The following is an 18,035-nucleotide window of genomic DNA, read 5'->3' as shown; positions in this document are numbered from 1 at the left end:
AAATTACATCAAACAAGCAGGGGGAAAATAGATTGGGCAAACGAATATTGTTTTTCTTATTAACCAACATTCTCGTCATGACAACTATTGTTGTCGTATGGTATGCTTTAACGTCATTCTTTGATTTAGGCAACATTAGTGGTGTTAATGGGGTAAGCACACTAGACTTTGGAACTCTAGCGGTCTTTAGTATTGTTGTAGGTTTTACAGGAGCCTTTATTTCATTAGCGATGTCCCGTTGGATGGCTAAGAAAATGATGGGTGTTCGTGTCATCGACCCTAGCAAGACGATGTCCGCACGCGAAAAAGAATTAGTGGATCGTGTTCACCGTCTTTCACGCACAGCCGGTCTAATGCATATGCCTGAGGTTGGAATCTACAACTCACGTGAGGTAAACGCATTTGCGACAGGTCCGTCGAAGAAGCGTTCACTTGTGGCGGTTTCATCTGGCTTACTTGAATCCATGGATGATGATGCTGTTGAAGGTGTGCTAGCTCACGAAGTGGCACACGTTGCGAATGGTGATATGGTTACTATGACACTTTTACAAGGTGTCGTGAACACATTCGTTGTATTCTTATCACGTATTGTCGCAAGTATTGTATCAAGTTTTGTTAAAGAAGAAATGCGTTTTGTCGTTCACTTCGCAGCGATTATTATTTTCCAAATCTTATTCTCCATTTTAGGCTCGATTGTCGTCTTTGCATACTCGCGTTACCGTGAGTATCACGCAGACCGTGGAGGAGCGGATTTAGCAGGTAAAGATAAAATGATTCACGCCCTTGAAGCATTAAAACAGCAGGTTAACCGTGTTCGTGATCCACAGCATGAAGACAACGCGGTACAAACGCTTAAGATTAATAACAAAGGGAAAATGAACTTATTCTCATCTCACCCTGATTTAGATGATCGTATTGCAAGATTACGTGCAAAATAATATAAATGAAGGCACCCTAAGCTTGGGTGCCTTTTATTTTTTCATTAAATTAACCTCTCTTAAATTGAAACGCGCATAATTCAGAAAAAGCGCGCATAAAATTAATTTTTCGCGCATATCCAAAGATTAAGCTTTTCTCTCCATCAGGTTCACACCTATCCCCATACATAAAACACCTATGAGAACTAAAATAGCTAATGAATCATAGATAGCAGAAATTCCATTGTCATACATAGAGACCGAGGTCAATGCTTCCATTGCATACGTGATAGGGTCGATTCTAGCAATCGTGAGAAGTATGTCATTAGTAACAATATCTAACGGCCAATATGCACCACCAATCATAGCCATGCTTACTGTAACAATTGGTATAACGGCGTTCAATTGTTGATAAGACTTAATTAACCCTAAAATCAACATGGAAAGCGAAACAATCGCAAATACAAAGCAAGCAATCGTCAACACAATAGCCAGCATTTGGTCCCCTACTTCAAATCCAAATCCATACTTAAAAAGCAATACAACAAATAAAATTTGAGAAAAGCCGATTAAGAAGGAGTACCCCATGTAACCTAGATACACTTGCCACTTTTTAACGGGAGATAAAATAATACGATTCATCGTTCCTGTTTGTTTTTCTAAGGCGATTTTCCCTAGACTGAACATAATGGTATAAAGTGAAAAGAAAAGTGTCATACCAAACAGAGTTTGTAACTTCTGGTTATAGCCTGTCGTATCACCTGAGCCAGCATCAATACTTGTGACCGATACGGGTGGTGTCAACCTTAATTCGCTTACCCGTTCTTTAAAAGCTTCTGGGTCATCGGCTTGGGCTGATGCTTCATTTAATAGATTTTCACTTGTCATATATTGACGTAAAACTTGATCCACTGACTGTATATTACTACCTTCCGTCATCGTTAGAATCCGGTAATCATCTTGCATCATTTTGACAGCATAACTGTATTCTCCAAGAGCTACTTTTTCACGCACCGACTCTTCATCCGTTTCAAAAAACTCAAACCCAGTAGTTGACTCATTTAAATGATCTAACACTTCTTCTTGATTTTGAATTGAATGATCAAAGTATGTTGGAACACTAATCTGACTATTTCCATTAAATCCGCCAATGACTATAACAAAAACAATTGTCATGACAAGCATTGAGCCCATGAGAAGTGGTTCTCTTTTCAAACGTTGCCATTGAAGTAAGAATAATGCTTTCACTTATACCACCTTCTTTCTAGGGAAAATTATGATACTGATCAACCAAATCACGACTGTGATCACCAGTATTCGTGTTAACGAAGGGACAATATATTCAAATCCTAATCCTTGTGACCATTGAAGGTACGCTGTTAGTGCTAAGCCATTTGGGGTCCACTCCCCTAGCAGATTAATGATATCTGGCATTTGAGTTTTCGGAATAAAACTTCCACCTAGAAAGGCTAATATACTCACAATAAATCCTGAAAAAATTCCCGTGACCGCTTCACTATTAGCTCTCATCGTAAGTGACGTAAGTAATGCTCCAAACGCGCCTATACATAAGGCATAAACCACTGTAATTAAAGCCATACCCGCTATATCAACTAGTGACTCAACATCAAATGAATTAAAAATAAAAATGGATGCTGAGATTAAAATTAATACTTGTAAACAAACTAATAAGAAACTCGAGATCCCTTTTCCGGACAAATATATAAAAGGATGTTTTCCGGATAATATAATTCGATTGAATACGTGTTGAAGCTGTTCATTGTACGCTTTTGTAGCAACCGTTGATGCAATGTATAACGCAAACATCGCAATCATTCCAAACGTATAATATTGCACAGAAGACATAGAGTCACGATCCGTAACACTCTCCATTCCACCGATTTGTTCAGTAGAGCTAGGAGCCGTCTCATCAATTGCTGATACGCCATTTTCTCCTGATACTTTTGCAATCGCAGACACCGTGTTCATTTGATCCACAATCACATCTACTACATCTTCAAAAACGCTGTTTGAAAAAGCATCGTGCTCATCTTTTTCAACGAATAACTCAGCACCTGAACCATTCTCCAACATTAAATTTGTTAATGCATCGTACGTAAACCCCTCGGGAATCCTTAAAATCGCAACGACTTCTTCCTCTTGTAAAGCGTCTTTTGCCTCTTGATAATTTAAATAATCCAACTCGTATAATTCTGTTTCCTTTATAGCCTCTTCAATAATAGCTGCTGGGTTATATGATTCTGCCGCATCGCCCATTTCCACTTTTGCCTGATCTGGTATTGGAAGGCTATCTATTTCTGATAAAAAAGTCTCCACGCCTGATTCAGGATCATCTTGCTGAACCACCGCAATTTTAGCCTCAATAGACTCAGTGTCACCAGACATAATGCTTCCTAGGGCAAAACCTAAAATGGCAGTGAGAATGAGGGGCATCAAGACTAGAACAGCTAATTCCGTCTTATCTCGAACCAATACGAGCATATCTTTTTTAAGAAACGTCCACATACTTTTCCCCTCCTAATCTCTTAACTTTCGCCCTGTTAAATGTAAAAACACATCCTCTAAAGTCGGGATCTGAACATTAATGCTTGTAATTTGTGCTTGCTCTTGTTCAGCCAATTGAAATATCTTTCCAAGGAGACGGTTACCTTTTGGTACAATCAACTTGATCTCTTGTTCATGTTCCACAACTTGTAAGACACCATCTGTCTGTTTAATTTTTTCAACTAACTGAGGATAAGACTGATCAAGTTCAATTAATATAGTTTCCTCACTTGATAGAATACTTGTGAGTTCTTCCTTCGTACCTGTTGCGATCACTTTACCGTGATCCATGATATAGATTCGATCACAAAGTCGTTCTACTTCTTCCATGTAATGACTCGTATACAATACCGTCATACCTTTTTCTTTGTTCAATTGACGAACCATCTCTAAAATATAGTTCCTCGACTGTGGATCAATCCCAACAGTCGGTTCATCCATAATAATAATTTCTGGCTCATGTAAAAGAGCGACAGCAATATTAATCCGACGCTTCATCCCGCCAGAGTAATGTTTAACCAATTCTTTTTGTCGATCCGTTAAGCCTACAATTTCTAATACTTCAGTAATTTTCGTTTCGAGCTGCTTCCCTTTAATCCCATATATTTTTCCGAAAAACCTGAGATTCTCAAGAGCTGTCAACTCTTCATATAATGCAATCTCTTGTGGCACTACCCCTAATACATCTCTGATGAGGCTAGGATTTTTAATCACTGAATCTCCATGCCATTTCACTTCACCAGAGGTCGGCTTCAGTAACGTTGAAATCATCGAAATCGTCGTTGATTTCCCTGCACCATTTGGTCCAAGAAGTCCTACCGATTCACCTCGATCAAGGTATAAATTCACATCATCGGCCGCTACATTTTGTTTAAAAACCTTTTTCAAATCCACTGTCTCTAACATTAGCAACTCTCCCTCACATCAATCTAACTCTAATATATAAAAAAGAAGGCAGTGCCAACACTGCCTTCCGTCACTTTCAACCATGACCTAAGTCACTTTTTTTATTTTACTTCAATCAACCCCTAAACCAAGCCATTTCTAATTGCAAATATAGCTAATTGTGTGCGGTCGCGCAAATCGAGTTTATCTAAAAGAACACTGATATGGTTTTTGACCGTTCCAACCGATAAAGCTAATTCTTCTGCGATTTCTTTATTACTTTTTCCCTCGCCAATCCGTCGTAAAATGTCTGTTTCTCTTGGGGTGAGTGTATGATGAAGTTTAGGTGAAGGATTCTCTTTTTCAAGTAATCGAGGTACCACTTTTGCTGCAACTTCTCCCTGGATGTGCAGGCCACCGTTCAAGCAATTTTTAATCGACTTGATTAATGAATCCGCATCAGCATCCTTTAACATATAGCCGTGTGCTCCTATTCGTAATGCCTCAAGTGCATACTCATCATCATTAAACGTAGTTAGCATTAATACCTTTATTTCTGGCCAACGTTCACGAATGATTTTAGCCGCTTCGAGACCATCCATTTCAGGCATACGAATATCTAAAATCGCCAGGTCGAACCAATTTTTTTCACAAAGTTCAACCGCTTCTTTCCCATTTCTTGCCTCTCCTGTTACTTTCAATTCCGAATCCGTCTCAATCATCATTTTCAAGCCTTGCATGACCAACGATTGATCTTCAGCGATTAGCACGCGAATCATTTGATTCATTCCCCCATTCTTACTATCGGCAAAGTACCCCGCAAAATAAATCTATTTTGATAAGTCAAAACATCAACTTGACCTCCCACATTCTCAATCCGTTTTTGCATCGATTTTAGTCCATAACCTACTTGAAACTGATAACCCTCTTGTATAGGATTTGAGACTTCAAAACGAAAAACACTCTCTCCTGGAGATTCAAATAAGATCGTAGCTTCCCGCTCTGAACTATGGCGCATCACATTCGTCAAAGCTTCTTGAACCGCACGATAAACGGCGACGGTTTGATCAACGTCTAATTCCGCTGAAAAGGCGCGATTTTTCACCGAAAAATGAATTCGAATATAGTTCTCTGCTTCAAGCTTACGAATCAATCGAATAATCGCTGATAAACCACCAATTTCATCATGGTCCATTGCTTTTACGGCACGTCGAGTTTCTTCTAAGCTATCTTTTGCTAAATCTTTTAACATATGTAACCGTTCTTCCGTATCTTGATTAGCTTCTAATCGAGCCACTTCTAACTGCATTAATAGGTTCGTCAACTTATGTCCAACCCTGTCGTGAATCTCCCGACCAATGTGGGTACGTTCCTCTTGGCGTGCAAGCTTTTCATCCGAGGCAGACTTCAGCTTTATTTTTCGATATTCATGTAAAAGCGCTTGGTATCTGGAGTCCGCTTCCTCCAGTTGATTTAAACGTTGGTAAGCGAGAAAAGCTACTATAACAAGAAAAAATGAATAAATTACAGAAAAAGGATATGAAACAGGTGACAGAAGGTTAAAGCTGATCAATTGAACTATTCCTGTGATGATAGCATGTCGACCTTTTAATCGATAAATAATTTCACCCGTTAGATATGTAAAAAGTATAACAGTTAACGGAGAAGCATTTTCCCAAAACACAACCGTTACAATAATGCCTGCTGCACTCAACACGACACTGGTTGCAAAGAAATTTTTCCTAAATAATGGTATAAGAAAAATGATTGCAAAAAAAGCAGCACTTCCGAGATATTGTATTGAACTTACATATGAGAAATCCCCTAATCCGACTCCCCATGTAACGAGCAATAAGGTTAGCCAAATCCAAACTAAATGACGTTCCATTCTAATCACCTATTCGTATTATTACCATTATCATAACATTAAATGAAAGGCTAAACTTACCGAAATAAGCATAAAAAAACTACTCAGGTGCACTGAGCACCGGGTAGTCTCAATGATATCAATCTACCAAATCCAAAGAGCGACTAGCGTCGAGACGATGAGCCCGATCATGACAGGGATAAAGTTTTTCCTAGCGAGATCGAGTGCGGAAACGCCACAGAACCCAGCCACTGCTACAAGGGATGACCAAGCCACAATCGTTCCTCCACCAGTCCAAATAGACCCCATCTGCCCAACAGCTGCCAGTGTCGATGGATCGAGACCTCCATTAGCCAGTGCGCCAGAAAGAGCACCTGTTAGAGGAAGGCCTGAGAAGCCTGAACCGTCTAGACCTGTTATAATCCCAATAATTAGGATTCCAAAAGCCGTTAAAAAGGCACTTTCTGGAATAGCATTTTGTCCCGCTTGCACTAAATCGAACAAGAAACCTGGGGGTTCAGCTTCTCCCATACTTAATATATTCCCTGCAAATTCACTACTCCCTAAGAAGAAAAACCCTGCAATCGGGATAACGGGTCCCATCGCTTTAAAAGCAAAGACGAAGCCACTCACAATATGCTCGCTCACACGGTCTAAAGCCTTAACTTTGCCATAAGCCATAGTGGCAAAGGCTAATAAGATGACGGCGACACCACCAATTAAGGCTGCACCATCTCCACCTTCAAAACCTCCCGAGCGACCACCTTCAAATTTGGTGTACACCATGAAAATCATGACACCTAACATAGCTAAAGGTACTAATACAGCGAAAAACTTCTTCCATTTTTCATTATTCGAAACAACTTCAACATCTTCTTGACCTGGTAATTGTTTTAATGAATCAACATTCGCTGGGTCATTCGGTTTACGAATTTGTTTACGAATCATAAAGTATGCGAGTGTAATAGCTACAATACCTGTTACAAGTGATAATATTAATGCTTTATCAGCCACTACCCCCGTTTCGACTCCGGCAGATGAAGCACTTAACATCGGTGCGACTTGAATAACATAGTCAGCTGCAAGGGCCATCCCTTGCCCTGCCAATGCGACAATCATAGCTGCACCCATGACTGGAAGCCCCACTCTGACCGCCGCAGGTATTAATAATGCTCCAATTAACGGCACAGCCGGAGTTGGCCAGAAAAATAACGATATAACAAAAGTGGTTCCTACTAATACAAGGAAAGCTACATGCCCATTCGTCATTACTATTTGGACTGGAGCAATCATCTGCTGATCAGCCCCAATATCCTTTAACGAATGTAACAACGCCACCATAAATGTAATGATTAAAAAGATACTAAACAGCTCTTTCGCCGCGGTTAAGTTGGCATTAAACACGGCGGTAAAGCCAGTGACTAAACTCCCTTTGTAAATCCAAGCGACGAGGAACGTTCCTAGAAGCGTCGGGAGCACAACGCCTTTTCGAAACACCATCGTCAAAATTACGACGAGCGTCACGAGCGCATATAGCCAATGCGCAATTGTTAATTCCATAATGATGTCCCCCTTTTGGAACATCATATGCACACCTGCCTATAGTGGTGCGAGTACATAAGACAAAAGAACTATTGGCTCAAAAGGGTCGATTTTTCTTAAGTTTTGAAAGGAAGATGTTTTAGAAGATAAGAAAATGGTTGTTAAAGGTTTACAAAATAAAAAGCCCCATCGTAATCAATTAACGATAGGACTTCATCATAAATTAAACCGTCACAGGTTCTTGTTTATAAGCATTAGCCATTTTAATCAAACGTTTGATTAAATTCTCAACCGACTCTAACTCTTTACCTTCTAGCACAAGACGAGCCTCTTTCATTTTCTCACCAGCAAAATTACACATAACACGCGGTTGTCCAGGAACATCCACATTCATGTGACTTAAAATCTCACGTAAGTGTAGCTGTGCCTTAAGTGTACCACCTTGTCCAGGAGCCGCACCCATTACTCCAGCTACTTTTCCAGTTAAAGAGTTTTGACCGGCAGGACGAGATAACCAATCGATTCCATTTTTCAACACACCTGAAATCGAACCATTATATTCTGGTGTTGCGAACAACACAATGTCTGCCGATTCAACTTTTCCCTTAAAAACTTTTACACTCTCAGGAATTGGCTCCTCTTGATCTTGATTAAATAACGGAACATTTGAGAAATCCGCATATTCATATTCTACTTCCTGTGGCAACTGCTCAGCCACGAAGTCTAGTAATTTTTTATTCAACGAATCTTTTCTATGACTACCACTAATTCCGACAACTTTGATACCCATCTCAATTCACTCCTGTTGTAAAATGCTAGTTTTCATAGTACTTAAAGCAATCATCAAAAATCAAGTTATTTGCCTGAATCGGTCAAAAAGAATCCATTTTCTTTCCAGAAAGTCACACATTCCCCCACACCATTCCTATTTGAGTGACGATACTATATATAGAAATCTATCTTTCAATTTTTTTACTTTTTAAGTAGTTTTCTGACAAAAAATATGTATTTTATATAAGAAAATTAATTTTTCTAACCTAATGATGAACTTTTTCTATTAAAAAGTAAGATGACATTTTTCTAGATTCGCTCTATTTTATGATTAAGAAAAAGGAGGGCGTAGATACCATGCCAAATATGTTACAAGACCAAACGTGTCATTTTAGCGAGGTGTTGAAGCAATATGAAAGCATGATTTACCACCTCATTCACAAACTAAACATCCAAGACCGGGAAGGGGAGTTTTATCAACAGGGGTTAATTGCTTTATGGGAATCTTATCAAAAATATTATGATCGTGACTCATTCTCGAAGATTACATACATCACGATCCGAAGTCGACTCATTGATTTAATTCGCAAAAAGAGTCGATTAATTGAGCGAGAAACCGTTAGTGAATTTTTTCAAGAAGAAGCTGAACATGATGCGAGTATCGAAAATTTTGACCCGATGTTTTGGGAATTAGTACGTGGAGCTTTAACCGAAAAACAATGGATATATGTTCAGAAGCGAATTGTAGAAGGAAAGGGGATAAAAGAAATAGCTACTGAGGAGCATGTAACAATCGATGCGGTGAAAGGCTGGGGGAAAGAGGTAAAGCGCAAACTACGCCCGGTCCTCAAACCGTATTTGACATAGATTACGACCGATTTTGATCGGTCGTTTTTATTTGTTAATAACAAAGAGAGAACTTAGTAAATCGTCCTCTCTTCATCACCATTATTCTTCTGTTCTAGGTTTCGTAGGATCGCAATCAGGAACAGTTGTGTTGGAGGACTCTGCAAGCTTCATTAAGTAATAACATTCTTCACGGTACATATGGTCTGCCATCAGTGCGGAAAACGTGCTTAATACTGTATCGGACAATTCCATTTCTTCGACTTCATGTAGAAACGTTTGAAACAGCTTAATCTCGACCTCGACATCATCATTAAATCGATTTAATGCTGGAAATGATGAAATATTGGCGCGTAGGTAACCTGTGAGTTCCACCGCCTTAATATAAAAATCATCAAAGTGTTTAGCGAACTTTTCACTTTTTTCCTTTAAACGTTGTTCGACTTTATCTAATTCATCATTAATCGCTCCTGCGTGACCTGCAGCGTCTGCCAGCCAAACTAAGTGGTGATGTAATTCGTGGAAAATTGGTGGTGCTTCTCCTTCTTTTAGGTAACTAATCACAAGCAAGTACTCCTCTAATTCATTAACCATATGATTAATAAAAGTCGGAGATAAATGAATGCCAATCTCACCGTTTAATTGGCGCCTAATGATAGAAAACTTAAATTCCCTCATCTGTTCAGCTGCTTCTTCCGCTTGTTTTGTAAAGGCTATAACATTATTGCTGTATAAATTTCTTGACTGTTATAATAGATGATCAAAATGTTCAACGAACTGGCTTGCGATTCTGACGTCTTTCTCTTCTGATGGATAAAGTGAGTCACGTATAAATCGTGAATGGTCACCTAGGACTTGCAACCAAAATTGGTGCTCAAACGATGCACTTTCTAATAAATCTGCCAAAAGTCACCCACCCCTGAAATAGTCATCTTTGTAAATATATTCATGAAAGTAGGGATTTATTATCAATTCTCCACATTACTACATCACCCATTCTTCATTAAAATAGCTTCTTAATAGGGCTGAGAACAAAATCGGTCCAGAGTAGGAATTGAAATCAACCTAAAACACGTTTTGAGGGGGTGGTGGACAGGGTAAACTATAAGTGAACAAAGAAAAGGAGGCGAATGAGATGTATTTATTTGATACCCAATTGCACAGTGTGATGTACAAAGAGCGTTATCGACGATATGAAAAGCAACAAGAGCAAGTTCGTAAAGCAAGAAATAAACGCTAACTCTATTACAAGAATTTTATAAGAGAGGAGTTAAAACGTGATTTCAATTGTCGATAGCATAACGTAGTAAGACCCTTCAACCATCAAATAAGTGTTGAAGGGTCTTTTTTATTAATTTTGATTTTCAAAGTAACGCAAAATAGCTGAATGATCTTCTTGTCCAAATCCTTCTTCCGACAACGTCTTTAAAGCTTCTTGCATTGAATGGGTTAATGGTAATGGCACATCGAGCTCATTTGCGGTCTCAACGACATTGTTTACGTCTTTTAAGTGAAGGTCAATTTTAAAACCTGGTTTAAAGTCTCTTTCAATCATCATTGGACCTTTAGCATCTAGCACCGTACTTCCAGCCAGTCCGCCCCGAATCGCTTCATGAACAAGCTCAAGATCGACTCCCATTTTCTTAGCTAATACGAATGCTTCTGACACGGCTGCGATATTAAGGGCAACAATAATTTGATTTGCGAGCTTAGTCGAATTCCCTGCCCCCACATCTCCAACTCGAACGACAGATCCAGCCATCGTATCTAAAATGGGCTTACACTTTTCAAACGTATTCGAATCCCCACCTACCATGACAGAAACAGTCCCTTCAATGGCTTTCGGTTCACCACCACTGACAGGAGCATCTAAAAATCCGATTCCACGTTTACGTAACATGTTAGCTATTTCTTGGCTTGCTAACGGAGCAATCGAACTCATATCAATAACGGTCGCCCCTTCAGAAAGGTCATCCGCAATCTCTTGAATCACCGCTTTCACTTCTGGTGAATTCGGAACCATAGTAATGACCACATCCACTTGGGATGCCAAATCTTTATACGAATTCGCTACACAAGCGCCTGCCTCACGCATTTCATCATTCGTTTTTGGTTTAGAACTCGACACAATCACATCGTATCCAGCCTTAATAAGGTTTTTACACATTGGTTTCCCCATAATTCCAAGACCTATAAATCCGATTCTCATAAATACCTCTCCTTTAATCAAAGTTGTATTCTGATACTAACTCCCATTCATGAATTTCAAATTCACGTGCTCCAACTTGAATATAAGGGTCTTCTTTTGCATATTGAATAGCTTCATCTAAATGATTTGCTCGATAAATAATTAAACCGCCTGCACCATCCGTAAAACGGCCATTCATCAGAACTTTTTTCTCATGACGCATTTTCTTTAAAAAATCTAAATGCTGTGGTCGATACTTTTGACTCTTCTCCTCATCTTTCATCGATAAAAAGCAAGCAAAATACTTCATCTTATTTCCCCTTTCTTTTTTATGGTATATCGATTATATCCCATGCTGAGATAATACCTAACAATGACTCGTCCGATTTTCCGTTATGTGTGATTAAAACGGCATCTATTCGATCTTCTTTATTAACTTGATCTTTAAAAATATCCTCCGCTTCATAAATTGTCAAATCACGCGAAACAAACTTATAATTCTCAGTACCCTCTTCATAGTCGATCAATTGATCTAATGTCGTTTCTTCTCGTGATAATAAGTCTTCATCTACTGTTTCTGCTAGCCAATTAGTAATGCCATTAGCGGTTAACAAGCCTTTAAATTCATCCTCTTCATAAACAGGGAACTGAGAATAATGGGTGTATTTAATCATGTTCAACACATCAGCTAACGAATCCGATATTTTAAAAGACTTCACTTCTTGAGAAAAAGTCGGAATCACTTTTTTGGGCTCTGTTAATTCACTCAGGACCTTCTCGATTTTTTCAACGGTCGAATCATGTGGTTCTGCTATGACATATTCAGGATCTGTTCGCTCGTGAACAATCGCGTTCCGAAGTACTGCAAACTCGAGTAAATCATCTTTAAAACGTTTTACAATATGATTATGTTGCGCAACCTTATTTACAGCCTGAGAAAAACCTACATAGCTCCCATTACGACTTAACTCATTGTTTAAATACTTATCAATTTGATTAAAGGCGATTAAATATCGTTCTGAATTCTTCACTTCGATGTCTCTCCTAATTGTCAATTTTAATTATGGGGTCTGCAAACCAGTGCATAAAACTACATTTCTTACAAACCGCAATATTGGCTGAATCATTTAGCCAATCTAAGTCAAAAAATGATAATCCCCTGGAATTTAATAACGCCTTATCTTCTTGAAAACGGTCGTGACCACAGTGAATACACTTTATTTCCGTGTCGTTCACTTGATATCGGTAACCTTTCTCCCGCTTTTCAACCTTTTTAACATATTCCTCGCCCTGTTTTCTTAGTTCCTCTATACGTTCACGATCATAATACATCATGGCCCTCCCTTTATATTTCACTAATCAATACATTTCATGATGAACCTTATAAAATCCTTGTCGAACCACACTTTTTTCAACAATTCTTGCAGGAATCCTACATCCAGTATGGAAATAAGTGTTAACAACAATTTTTATGTTAAGGAGCGTAACTATGAAAGCCCTTCTTGTTATTGATGTTCAAAACGTCATCGTTAATTTTAAAGATTTTCGTAATGAATTAATTAATATCGAAAAAATCATCAATGATTTTAAATCCCAACAACTTCCCGTTATCTTCGTCAGAAATATTTCTGGGGATGAAAACAATCCTTTCTACTATAAATCTAAAGACTCTAAGATTTACGAACCACTTTTAGAGTATGCAGACTACACCATTGAAAAAAAGACTCCAAGCTCATTTTTTCAAACAAAACTGGAGAACATGTTAAGAAATCTGAATGTCAATCAATTATTCATTACAGGATTTAATACAGAGTTTTGTTGTATGTTTACAGCCATTTCAGCTTTTGACCGTGGTTACAAGGTCTCTTTAATTGAAGACGCTACAGGGACGGTCAATGATGCAAACACTTATGAAATGCCAGGATTAGATATCCGAGACTTCGTTGGTACAGCTCTACATTGGTCAAATACTATTGAAGTATTAGATTTTGAGGAATATAGAGATAAATATGGCAAGATGACCAACTACTGATCACTGTCAAATAATATTATCCACACCTTTTTATCAATTTTTGCACTTATTCACAGCCGTTTACGTATAATTTTGTACAAAAATGTTGAAAACATCCGACATACACACAACCTGTTAATAAACCTGTGTATAGTTGGGGACAAGTCCACATTATTTGGGGATGGTTGTCCATAAGTTGAGGATAAATCCATTATTCACAAACAGACGTTCTTTAATTTTGTGGATAACTAAGTAATTAATACCTTGATTCTGTGGATGATGTGCATAAACTGTTTATAAATCCAAGATGCGGAATGAATTAGGAAATTAATTAGCAGGGAATGACTTCCCTGCTTAAGATTCCGTTATACTTTTAAAATGACTAAACTCAAAATCATCTACAACGATTATTTTATACAATTTTTGATCGTCTTGATCTTGATTGTACTGTTCAATTCCTTCGTATGTATGGTAAATTTCGAGAGCTTCATCTTCCACTTTCACATCGAAATCCTTATAATAAACAGCATCTTCTCCACGGTAGGAAGCATTCAAATATACATACATAAGATTTTTCTCTTGATCTCTATTCATTAGATGAACCCCATTTTCATCCCTATGATTATTCACAAACGATTTGACCTCTTCTGGTGCCCAATTGATACTCATGTCAGTTAAGGACACCTCCGTTTCAATACGGGCAAAGTTAGCAGATAGGTAAGCTATAACAATTAGAATCGGAATGAGTGATAAAAACTTTTTCAACAATATTCCTCCCTGATTTTCGTCAGACACGAGAGTGATCCTATTTATCACCTTGTATTGTAATATATTTCCTTATGAATGTCATTCTGCCTCCTTCACTAAACACCAGTCTGAAATAAAAATCAGCCTCGAGTATGAGCGTAAATCAATCCGCATACTGTTAAGAAAAAATTCGAAACCACGTAAACTAAAGTTAGGAAAAACAGATGGAGGGATTTCAAATGTATGATGTATATAACGCTCATATGCCAAGAGTTAAAGATATAAGAAATGAATGTTTAAAACAACAAAAAGTATATGGACCCATTTCAAGATCTAAACCTAACAAATTCCGTTATTTTTGGCATAGAAAACAACAGAGAAAAATTGCTTAAGGAAGGGTATTGGCCTCCCCCGATACTCTTTCTGAACAAATTGTGAACAATATAATTTAAAATCGCAAAATCGGACCTAAGTCTGAGGTAAGGAAACAAAGACAGTATTATAATGGCTTTTGACTTTAAGGAAATATTTAGCCATAGGAGGGATTTATATGTTTGATATCTACTCAACAACAACACGTATTAAAGACTTGCGTGATCAATACATCCGTGAACAAAAATTCAACAAGAAACAAAAATAAACTATCACGTTATTTACTTAATTGACATCAATCACGAAAGGTGAAGGAATTCCTTCCCTTTCGTTTAATATAAATTTTCATAATATTATAATAAAATTATACAATTAGCTGTCCTCATGAATATGCGGACAGCTATTTTATGATTTTAAGTAAATTGGGGATGTTATGACATAGAAATAAGGTTATTTACTGAGATCATCACAATAATGGAAGAAATTATATAACAGGTTATTAATAAATTTTTTTGCAATTATGAATTAGCTGTGTTAAATTCATTTAGGAACTTTTTTATAAAACTTTATATTCAAAAAAATCAGATATTTCTAATACTTCGGAGGTTTTTTATATGGCAACACGAACAACATCTATTTTAGCTGTTGGGTTTATGTTATTTGCACTATTCTTTGGAGCAGGAAATTTAATCTTTCCTGCCATGCTTGGTCAAATGGCGGGGGACAACCTTGTTCCTGCAAATATCGGATTTATTATCACAGGAGTTGGACTACCTGTATTAGGGATTATCGCTTTGGCTTACTCAGGTAAAGACAATTTGCAGTCTTTAGCAAGCAGGGTTCACCCTTTATACGGTATTACCTTTGCAAGTGTACTATATTTAACAATCGGACCATTATTTGCTATCCCGAGGACAAATACGGTTGCGTATGAAATTGGTATTAATCCATTTATAAATAATAATGTAGATACAATCCCACTTTTAATTTTCTCAATTATTTTCTTTGGCATTACTCTATACTTTTCTTTACAATCACAAAAACTTGTAGATGTTGTCGGGAAAATGTTGTCACCACTATTATTAGTGCTGATATCTGTGTTAGTTGTAACTGCTATTGTGAATCCAATTGGTACCATACAGCCGCCAACTGAAGACTTCTTATCAGGTAGCTTTTTCAAAGGGTTTCAAGAAGGCTATTTAACAATGGATATGCTTGCAGCGTTCGTTTTTGGAATTATTGTGATTAACATTCTTAAAGAACGAGGATCTACAAGTAAGAGAGACTTAATCGTCAATGGACTTAAAGTTGCGTTGATTGCAGGAATTTTGCTAGCCATTATTTATTCATCGTTAGCCTATTTAGGAGCAACGAGCGTTGAGGGCATTGGCCATTTAGATAACGGTGGCGCTGTGTTGGCTAACTCATTTGATTATTACTTTGGAACAGTGGGATCAATTCTACTCGCATTTATTGTCATAGCGGCATGTCTAACTACAAGTATCGGTTTAATCACGGCTTGTGCATCTTATTTCAAAGAAATTGTTCCAAGTGTATCTTATAAACAATGGGCAGTCTTATTTACGGTTGTGAGTGCTGTACTAGCTAACTTTGGTTTAAATAAAATTATCGAATTCTCGATCCCGGTACTATCATTGTTATATCCCTTAGCTATTTGTTTATTAGTATTAACCTTCTTACATCCATTATTTAAAGGACGAACAGCGGTTTATCAATTTAGTATTCTATTCACATTTATCGTAAGCCTAATTGAACGCTTATATGAATTAGGTGTTCCAGTTGATGGTCTACACGAGTTCTTTACAGCTGTTTTACCTTGGTATGGTGTTGGACTAGGATGGATCGTGCCAGCCATTATTGGAGGACTAATTGGATATATAATTAGCTCCTTCAACAGTCAACCCAAAATATCTGTATAAGTATTAATAGGGTTGTCCCAGTGTCATAAAGACATACCATCAAAGAAGTCCATATAAATACTCACTAACATCGTTAGCCCGAGGATATTTTATATGGAGGAGCGTACATGATAGCATAACCGAAGCCAATTAAGGTGGTTGATTTATGTCTAGGTCGAATATAATATGGCTTGGAACTTTAGTTTTATTTTTAATTTTAGTTGCTCTAATCTACTTTAATATATCGCTAACTTCCTTGCCTACTACATTTTCAAATATGATTAAAGATAATTTAGAGAGTGAAGAAGCTTTTCAACAAGTTGAACATATAGTAGTAAGTCAAGGATCAACAGTAGATGATGATTTAAAGGTTATTCGTCCTGATGATGATAGAAGGTTTACGATAGAGAATGAAAGCGACATTTATTCCCTCTTGAACAGTGACATGCGTGTTTACAATGGTGGGAGAATTGAACAAACAGATAAAGTTTTCAACTTTTATATACACTTTGAGGATGGAAGTGAACATCATTATAGGATCGCCGAAGGATATATTTCCGCTACTTCTACCGACCAAGATAAAACCGATTATAAGGTCTTAGATGACCAAAATGAAGTTTTTGATTACCTTGTTTCTTTGTACGATGACTAATTTTAAAAAGAGTTATATCAATATTAAAAAAGCTATGTGCTCATTCACATAGCTTTTCTTAATCTACGAAAGTAAAATAATTATTTCATTAATCTCACCATATTCTTAAATGAAAAGTTCATTCAGCTTCATTGTTTATGCTCTTAAAATAATCGATTGAAACTCCAATTCCCCACCAATTACCTCTTGAGGAATTATTTTAAAATACTCAATCGTGAATATTTCAGATAAAAGTTCTTTTAGATCTTCTGCTTCAAAAAACGAGAAAAATCGTTTTGGAGTATAGAAATCATCTTCCCAAACCCCTTCATGATTTTTCCCACCATAAACTCCCATGAAAAATAAGCCGGATGGTTTAAGAACTCTTTTAATTTCTGTTAAAACACTTCTCAAATCTTGTTTTGGAACATGAAGTAGACAGTTTAAGGCCCAAACTGAATCAAAATGATGGTGAGGGAATTCAAGTTTTGCAAAATTCATTATGTCAGCTTTTAACCCTTTTTCCCGGCACAAGTTAACCATTTCTGGCGATAAATCTATACAAACTGGATCCAATCCTTGTTCTTTAAAAAACAAACTATCTTTCCCCGGACCAGATCCAATTTCGAGTAAACTTTTTACGTTCTCTTTTTGTAAATAACTTAAAAACTTATCTCGTTCTTCAAGCTTCCAGTCTGCTACATGATTAGAATCTCTTTCAGCTGCTTTTTGATTGTACGATTCTGTTAATGATTGAATATGATCACTCTTCAT

General features: G+C 37.3%; 19 protein-coding genes and 1 pseudogene. 6 read left to right on the top strand and 14 right to left on the bottom strand.

Annotation, left to right across the window (positions count from 1 at the left end):
• Positions 1 to 32 precede the first annotated feature (32 nt).
• Complete coding sequence (gene htpX / locus BMY57_RS05470; protein WP_091773023.1) at positions 33 to 938, top strand: protease HtpX; 906 nt, start codon at positions 33 to 35, stop codon at positions 936 to 938.
• A gap of 126 nt (positions 939 to 1,064) precedes the next feature.
• On the opposite strand, the gene BMY57_RS05465 is transcribed toward htpX, so the two are convergent.
• The 7 genes from BMY57_RS05465 to BMY57_RS05435 all read right to left on the bottom strand — a co-directional run bounded on the left by BMY57_RS05465 (position 1,065) and on the right by BMY57_RS05435 (position 8,566).
• Positions 1,065 to 2,165 carry an ABC transporter permease gene (locus tag BMY57_RS05465; RefSeq protein WP_091773022.1) on the bottom strand — a complete coding sequence of 367 codons (1,101 nt, stop codon included), beginning with the start codon at positions 2,163 to 2,165 and terminating at the stop codon, positions 1,065 to 1,067.
• Positions 2,166 to 3,443 (bottom strand): ABC transporter permease, encoded by a 1,278-nt coding sequence (locus BMY57_RS05460; protein ID WP_091773021.1) that lies wholly within the window; start codon positions 3,441 to 3,443, stop codon positions 2,166 to 2,168. It lies immediately after the preceding gene.
• A 12-nt stretch (positions 3,444 to 3,455) separates the two neighbouring features.
• Positions 3,456 to 4,388: an ABC transporter ATP-binding protein gene (locus BMY57_RS05455; protein ID WP_091773020.1), complete on the bottom strand. Its 933-nt coding sequence runs from the start codon at positions 4,386 to 4,388 to the stop codon at positions 3,456 to 3,458.
• A gap of 122 nt (positions 4,389 to 4,510) precedes the next feature.
• Positions 4,511 to 5,146, bottom strand: a complete 636-nt coding sequence (locus BMY57_RS05450; protein ID WP_091773069.1) for a response regulator — start codon at positions 5,144 to 5,146, stop codon at positions 4,511 to 4,513.
• A 5-nt stretch (positions 5,147 to 5,151) separates the two neighbouring features.
• A complete protein-coding gene (locus BMY57_RS05445; protein WP_091773019.1) occupies positions 5,152 to 6,255 on the bottom strand; it encodes a sensor histidine kinase in 1,104 nt (367 codons plus the stop codon).
• Between the two features lie 123 nt (positions 6,256 to 6,378).
• Positions 6,379 to 7,794 (bottom strand): hypothetical protein, encoded by a 1,416-nt coding sequence (locus BMY57_RS05440; RefSeq protein WP_091773018.1) that lies wholly within the window; start codon positions 7,792 to 7,794, stop codon positions 6,379 to 6,381.
• A 205-nt stretch (positions 7,795 to 7,999) separates the two neighbouring features.
• Positions 8,000 to 8,566 (bottom strand): NADPH-dependent FMN reductase, encoded by a 567-nt coding sequence (locus BMY57_RS05435; protein ID WP_091773017.1) that lies wholly within the window; start codon positions 8,564 to 8,566, stop codon positions 8,000 to 8,002.
• A 338-nt stretch (positions 8,567 to 8,904) separates the two neighbouring features.
• Here BMY57_RS05435 and BMY57_RS05430 point away from each other — a divergent pair, with 338 nt between their 5' ends.
• Positions 8,905 to 9,414, top strand: coding sequence for a sigma-70 family RNA polymerase sigma factor (locus BMY57_RS05430; protein ID WP_175614490.1), 510 nt, complete (start codon positions 8,905 to 8,907; stop codon positions 9,412 to 9,414).
• Between the two features lie 81 nt (positions 9,415 to 9,495).
• On the opposite strand, the pseudogene BMY57_RS05425 reads toward BMY57_RS05430, so the two are convergent.
• The 5 genes and pseudogenes from BMY57_RS05425 to BMY57_RS05405 all read right to left on the bottom strand — a co-directional run bounded on the left by BMY57_RS05425 (position 9,496) and on the right by BMY57_RS05405 (position 12,913).
• Positions 9,496 to 10,299 (bottom strand): annotated as a pseudogene (locus BMY57_RS05425) (DUF2935 domain-containing protein).
• 445 nt (positions 10,300 to 10,744) lie between these two features.
• Positions 10,745 to 11,602, bottom strand: a complete 858-nt coding sequence (gene garR, locus BMY57_RS05420; RefSeq protein WP_091773015.1) for a 2-hydroxy-3-oxopropionate reductase — start codon at positions 11,600 to 11,602, stop codon at positions 10,745 to 10,747.
• Positions 11,603 to 11,615: 13 nt separating this feature from the next.
• The gene (locus tag BMY57_RS05415; protein ID WP_091773014.1) at positions 11,616 to 11,891 is read right to left on the bottom strand and encodes a YciI family protein; all 276 of its coding nucleotides are present in this window, start codon (positions 11,889 to 11,891) and stop codon (positions 11,616 to 11,618) included.
• Positions 11,892 to 11,910: 19 nt separating this feature from the next.
• On the bottom strand, positions 11,911 to 12,612 hold the full coding sequence (locus BMY57_RS05410) for a CBS domain-containing protein (protein WP_091773013.1): 702 nt from the start codon (positions 12,610 to 12,612) through the stop codon (positions 11,911 to 11,913).
• Positions 12,613 to 12,625: 13 nt separating this feature from the next.
• A complete protein-coding gene (locus BMY57_RS05405) occupies positions 12,626 to 12,913 on the bottom strand; it encodes a hypothetical protein (protein ID WP_091773012.1) in 288 nt (95 codons plus the stop codon).
• 157 nt (positions 12,914 to 13,070) lie between these two features.
• On the opposite strand from BMY57_RS05405, the gene BMY57_RS05400 reads away from it, so the two are divergent.
• A complete protein-coding gene (locus BMY57_RS05400; protein WP_091773011.1) occupies positions 13,071 to 13,613 on the top strand; it encodes a cysteine hydrolase family protein in 543 nt (180 codons plus the stop codon).
• Positions 13,614 to 13,946: 333 nt separating this feature from the next.
• Here BMY57_RS05400 and BMY57_RS05395 read toward each other — a convergent pair whose 3' ends face one another.
• Complete coding sequence (locus BMY57_RS05395; RefSeq protein WP_091773010.1) at positions 13,947 to 14,357, bottom strand: hypothetical protein; 411 nt, start codon at positions 14,355 to 14,357, stop codon at positions 13,947 to 13,949.
• 221 nt (positions 14,358 to 14,578) lie between these two features.
• On the opposite strand from BMY57_RS05395, the gene BMY57_RS16035 reads away from it, so the two are divergent.
• From BMY57_RS16035 to BMY57_RS05385, 3 genes are all read left to right on the top strand, one after another.
• Positions 14,579 to 14,731: a hypothetical protein gene (locus tag BMY57_RS16035; protein ID WP_175614498.1), complete on the top strand. Its 153-nt coding sequence runs from the start codon at positions 14,579 to 14,581 to the stop codon at positions 14,729 to 14,731.
• 594 nt (positions 14,732 to 15,325) lie between these two features.
• Positions 15,326 to 16,651, top strand: a complete 1,326-nt coding sequence (gene brnQ / locus BMY57_RS05390; protein ID WP_091773009.1) for a branched-chain amino acid transport system II carrier protein — start codon at positions 15,326 to 15,328, stop codon at positions 16,649 to 16,651.
• Between the two features lie 145 nt (positions 16,652 to 16,796).
• Entirely contained in the window at positions 16,797 to 17,282 is a 486-nt protein-coding gene (locus tag BMY57_RS05385) for a hypothetical protein (RefSeq protein WP_091773008.1), read from the top strand.
• A gap of 135 nt (positions 17,283 to 17,417) precedes the next feature.
• Here the strand turns inward: BMY57_RS05385 and BMY57_RS05380 are convergent, their stop codons facing one another.
• Positions 17,418 to 18,035 carry a class I SAM-dependent methyltransferase gene (locus BMY57_RS05380; RefSeq protein WP_091773007.1) on the bottom strand — a complete coding sequence of 206 codons (618 nt, stop codon included), beginning with the start codon at positions 18,033 to 18,035 and terminating at the stop codon, positions 17,418 to 17,420.

The sequence above is a fragment of the Piscibacillus halophilus genome (assembly GCF_900110685.1).
Classification (GTDB): domain Bacteria; phylum Bacillota; class Bacilli; order Bacillales; family Alkalibacillaceae; genus Piscibacillus; species Piscibacillus halophilus.
The sequence above is the reverse complement of the archived record's forward strand: the minus strand, read 5'-3'. Positions and strand labels throughout refer to the sequence as shown.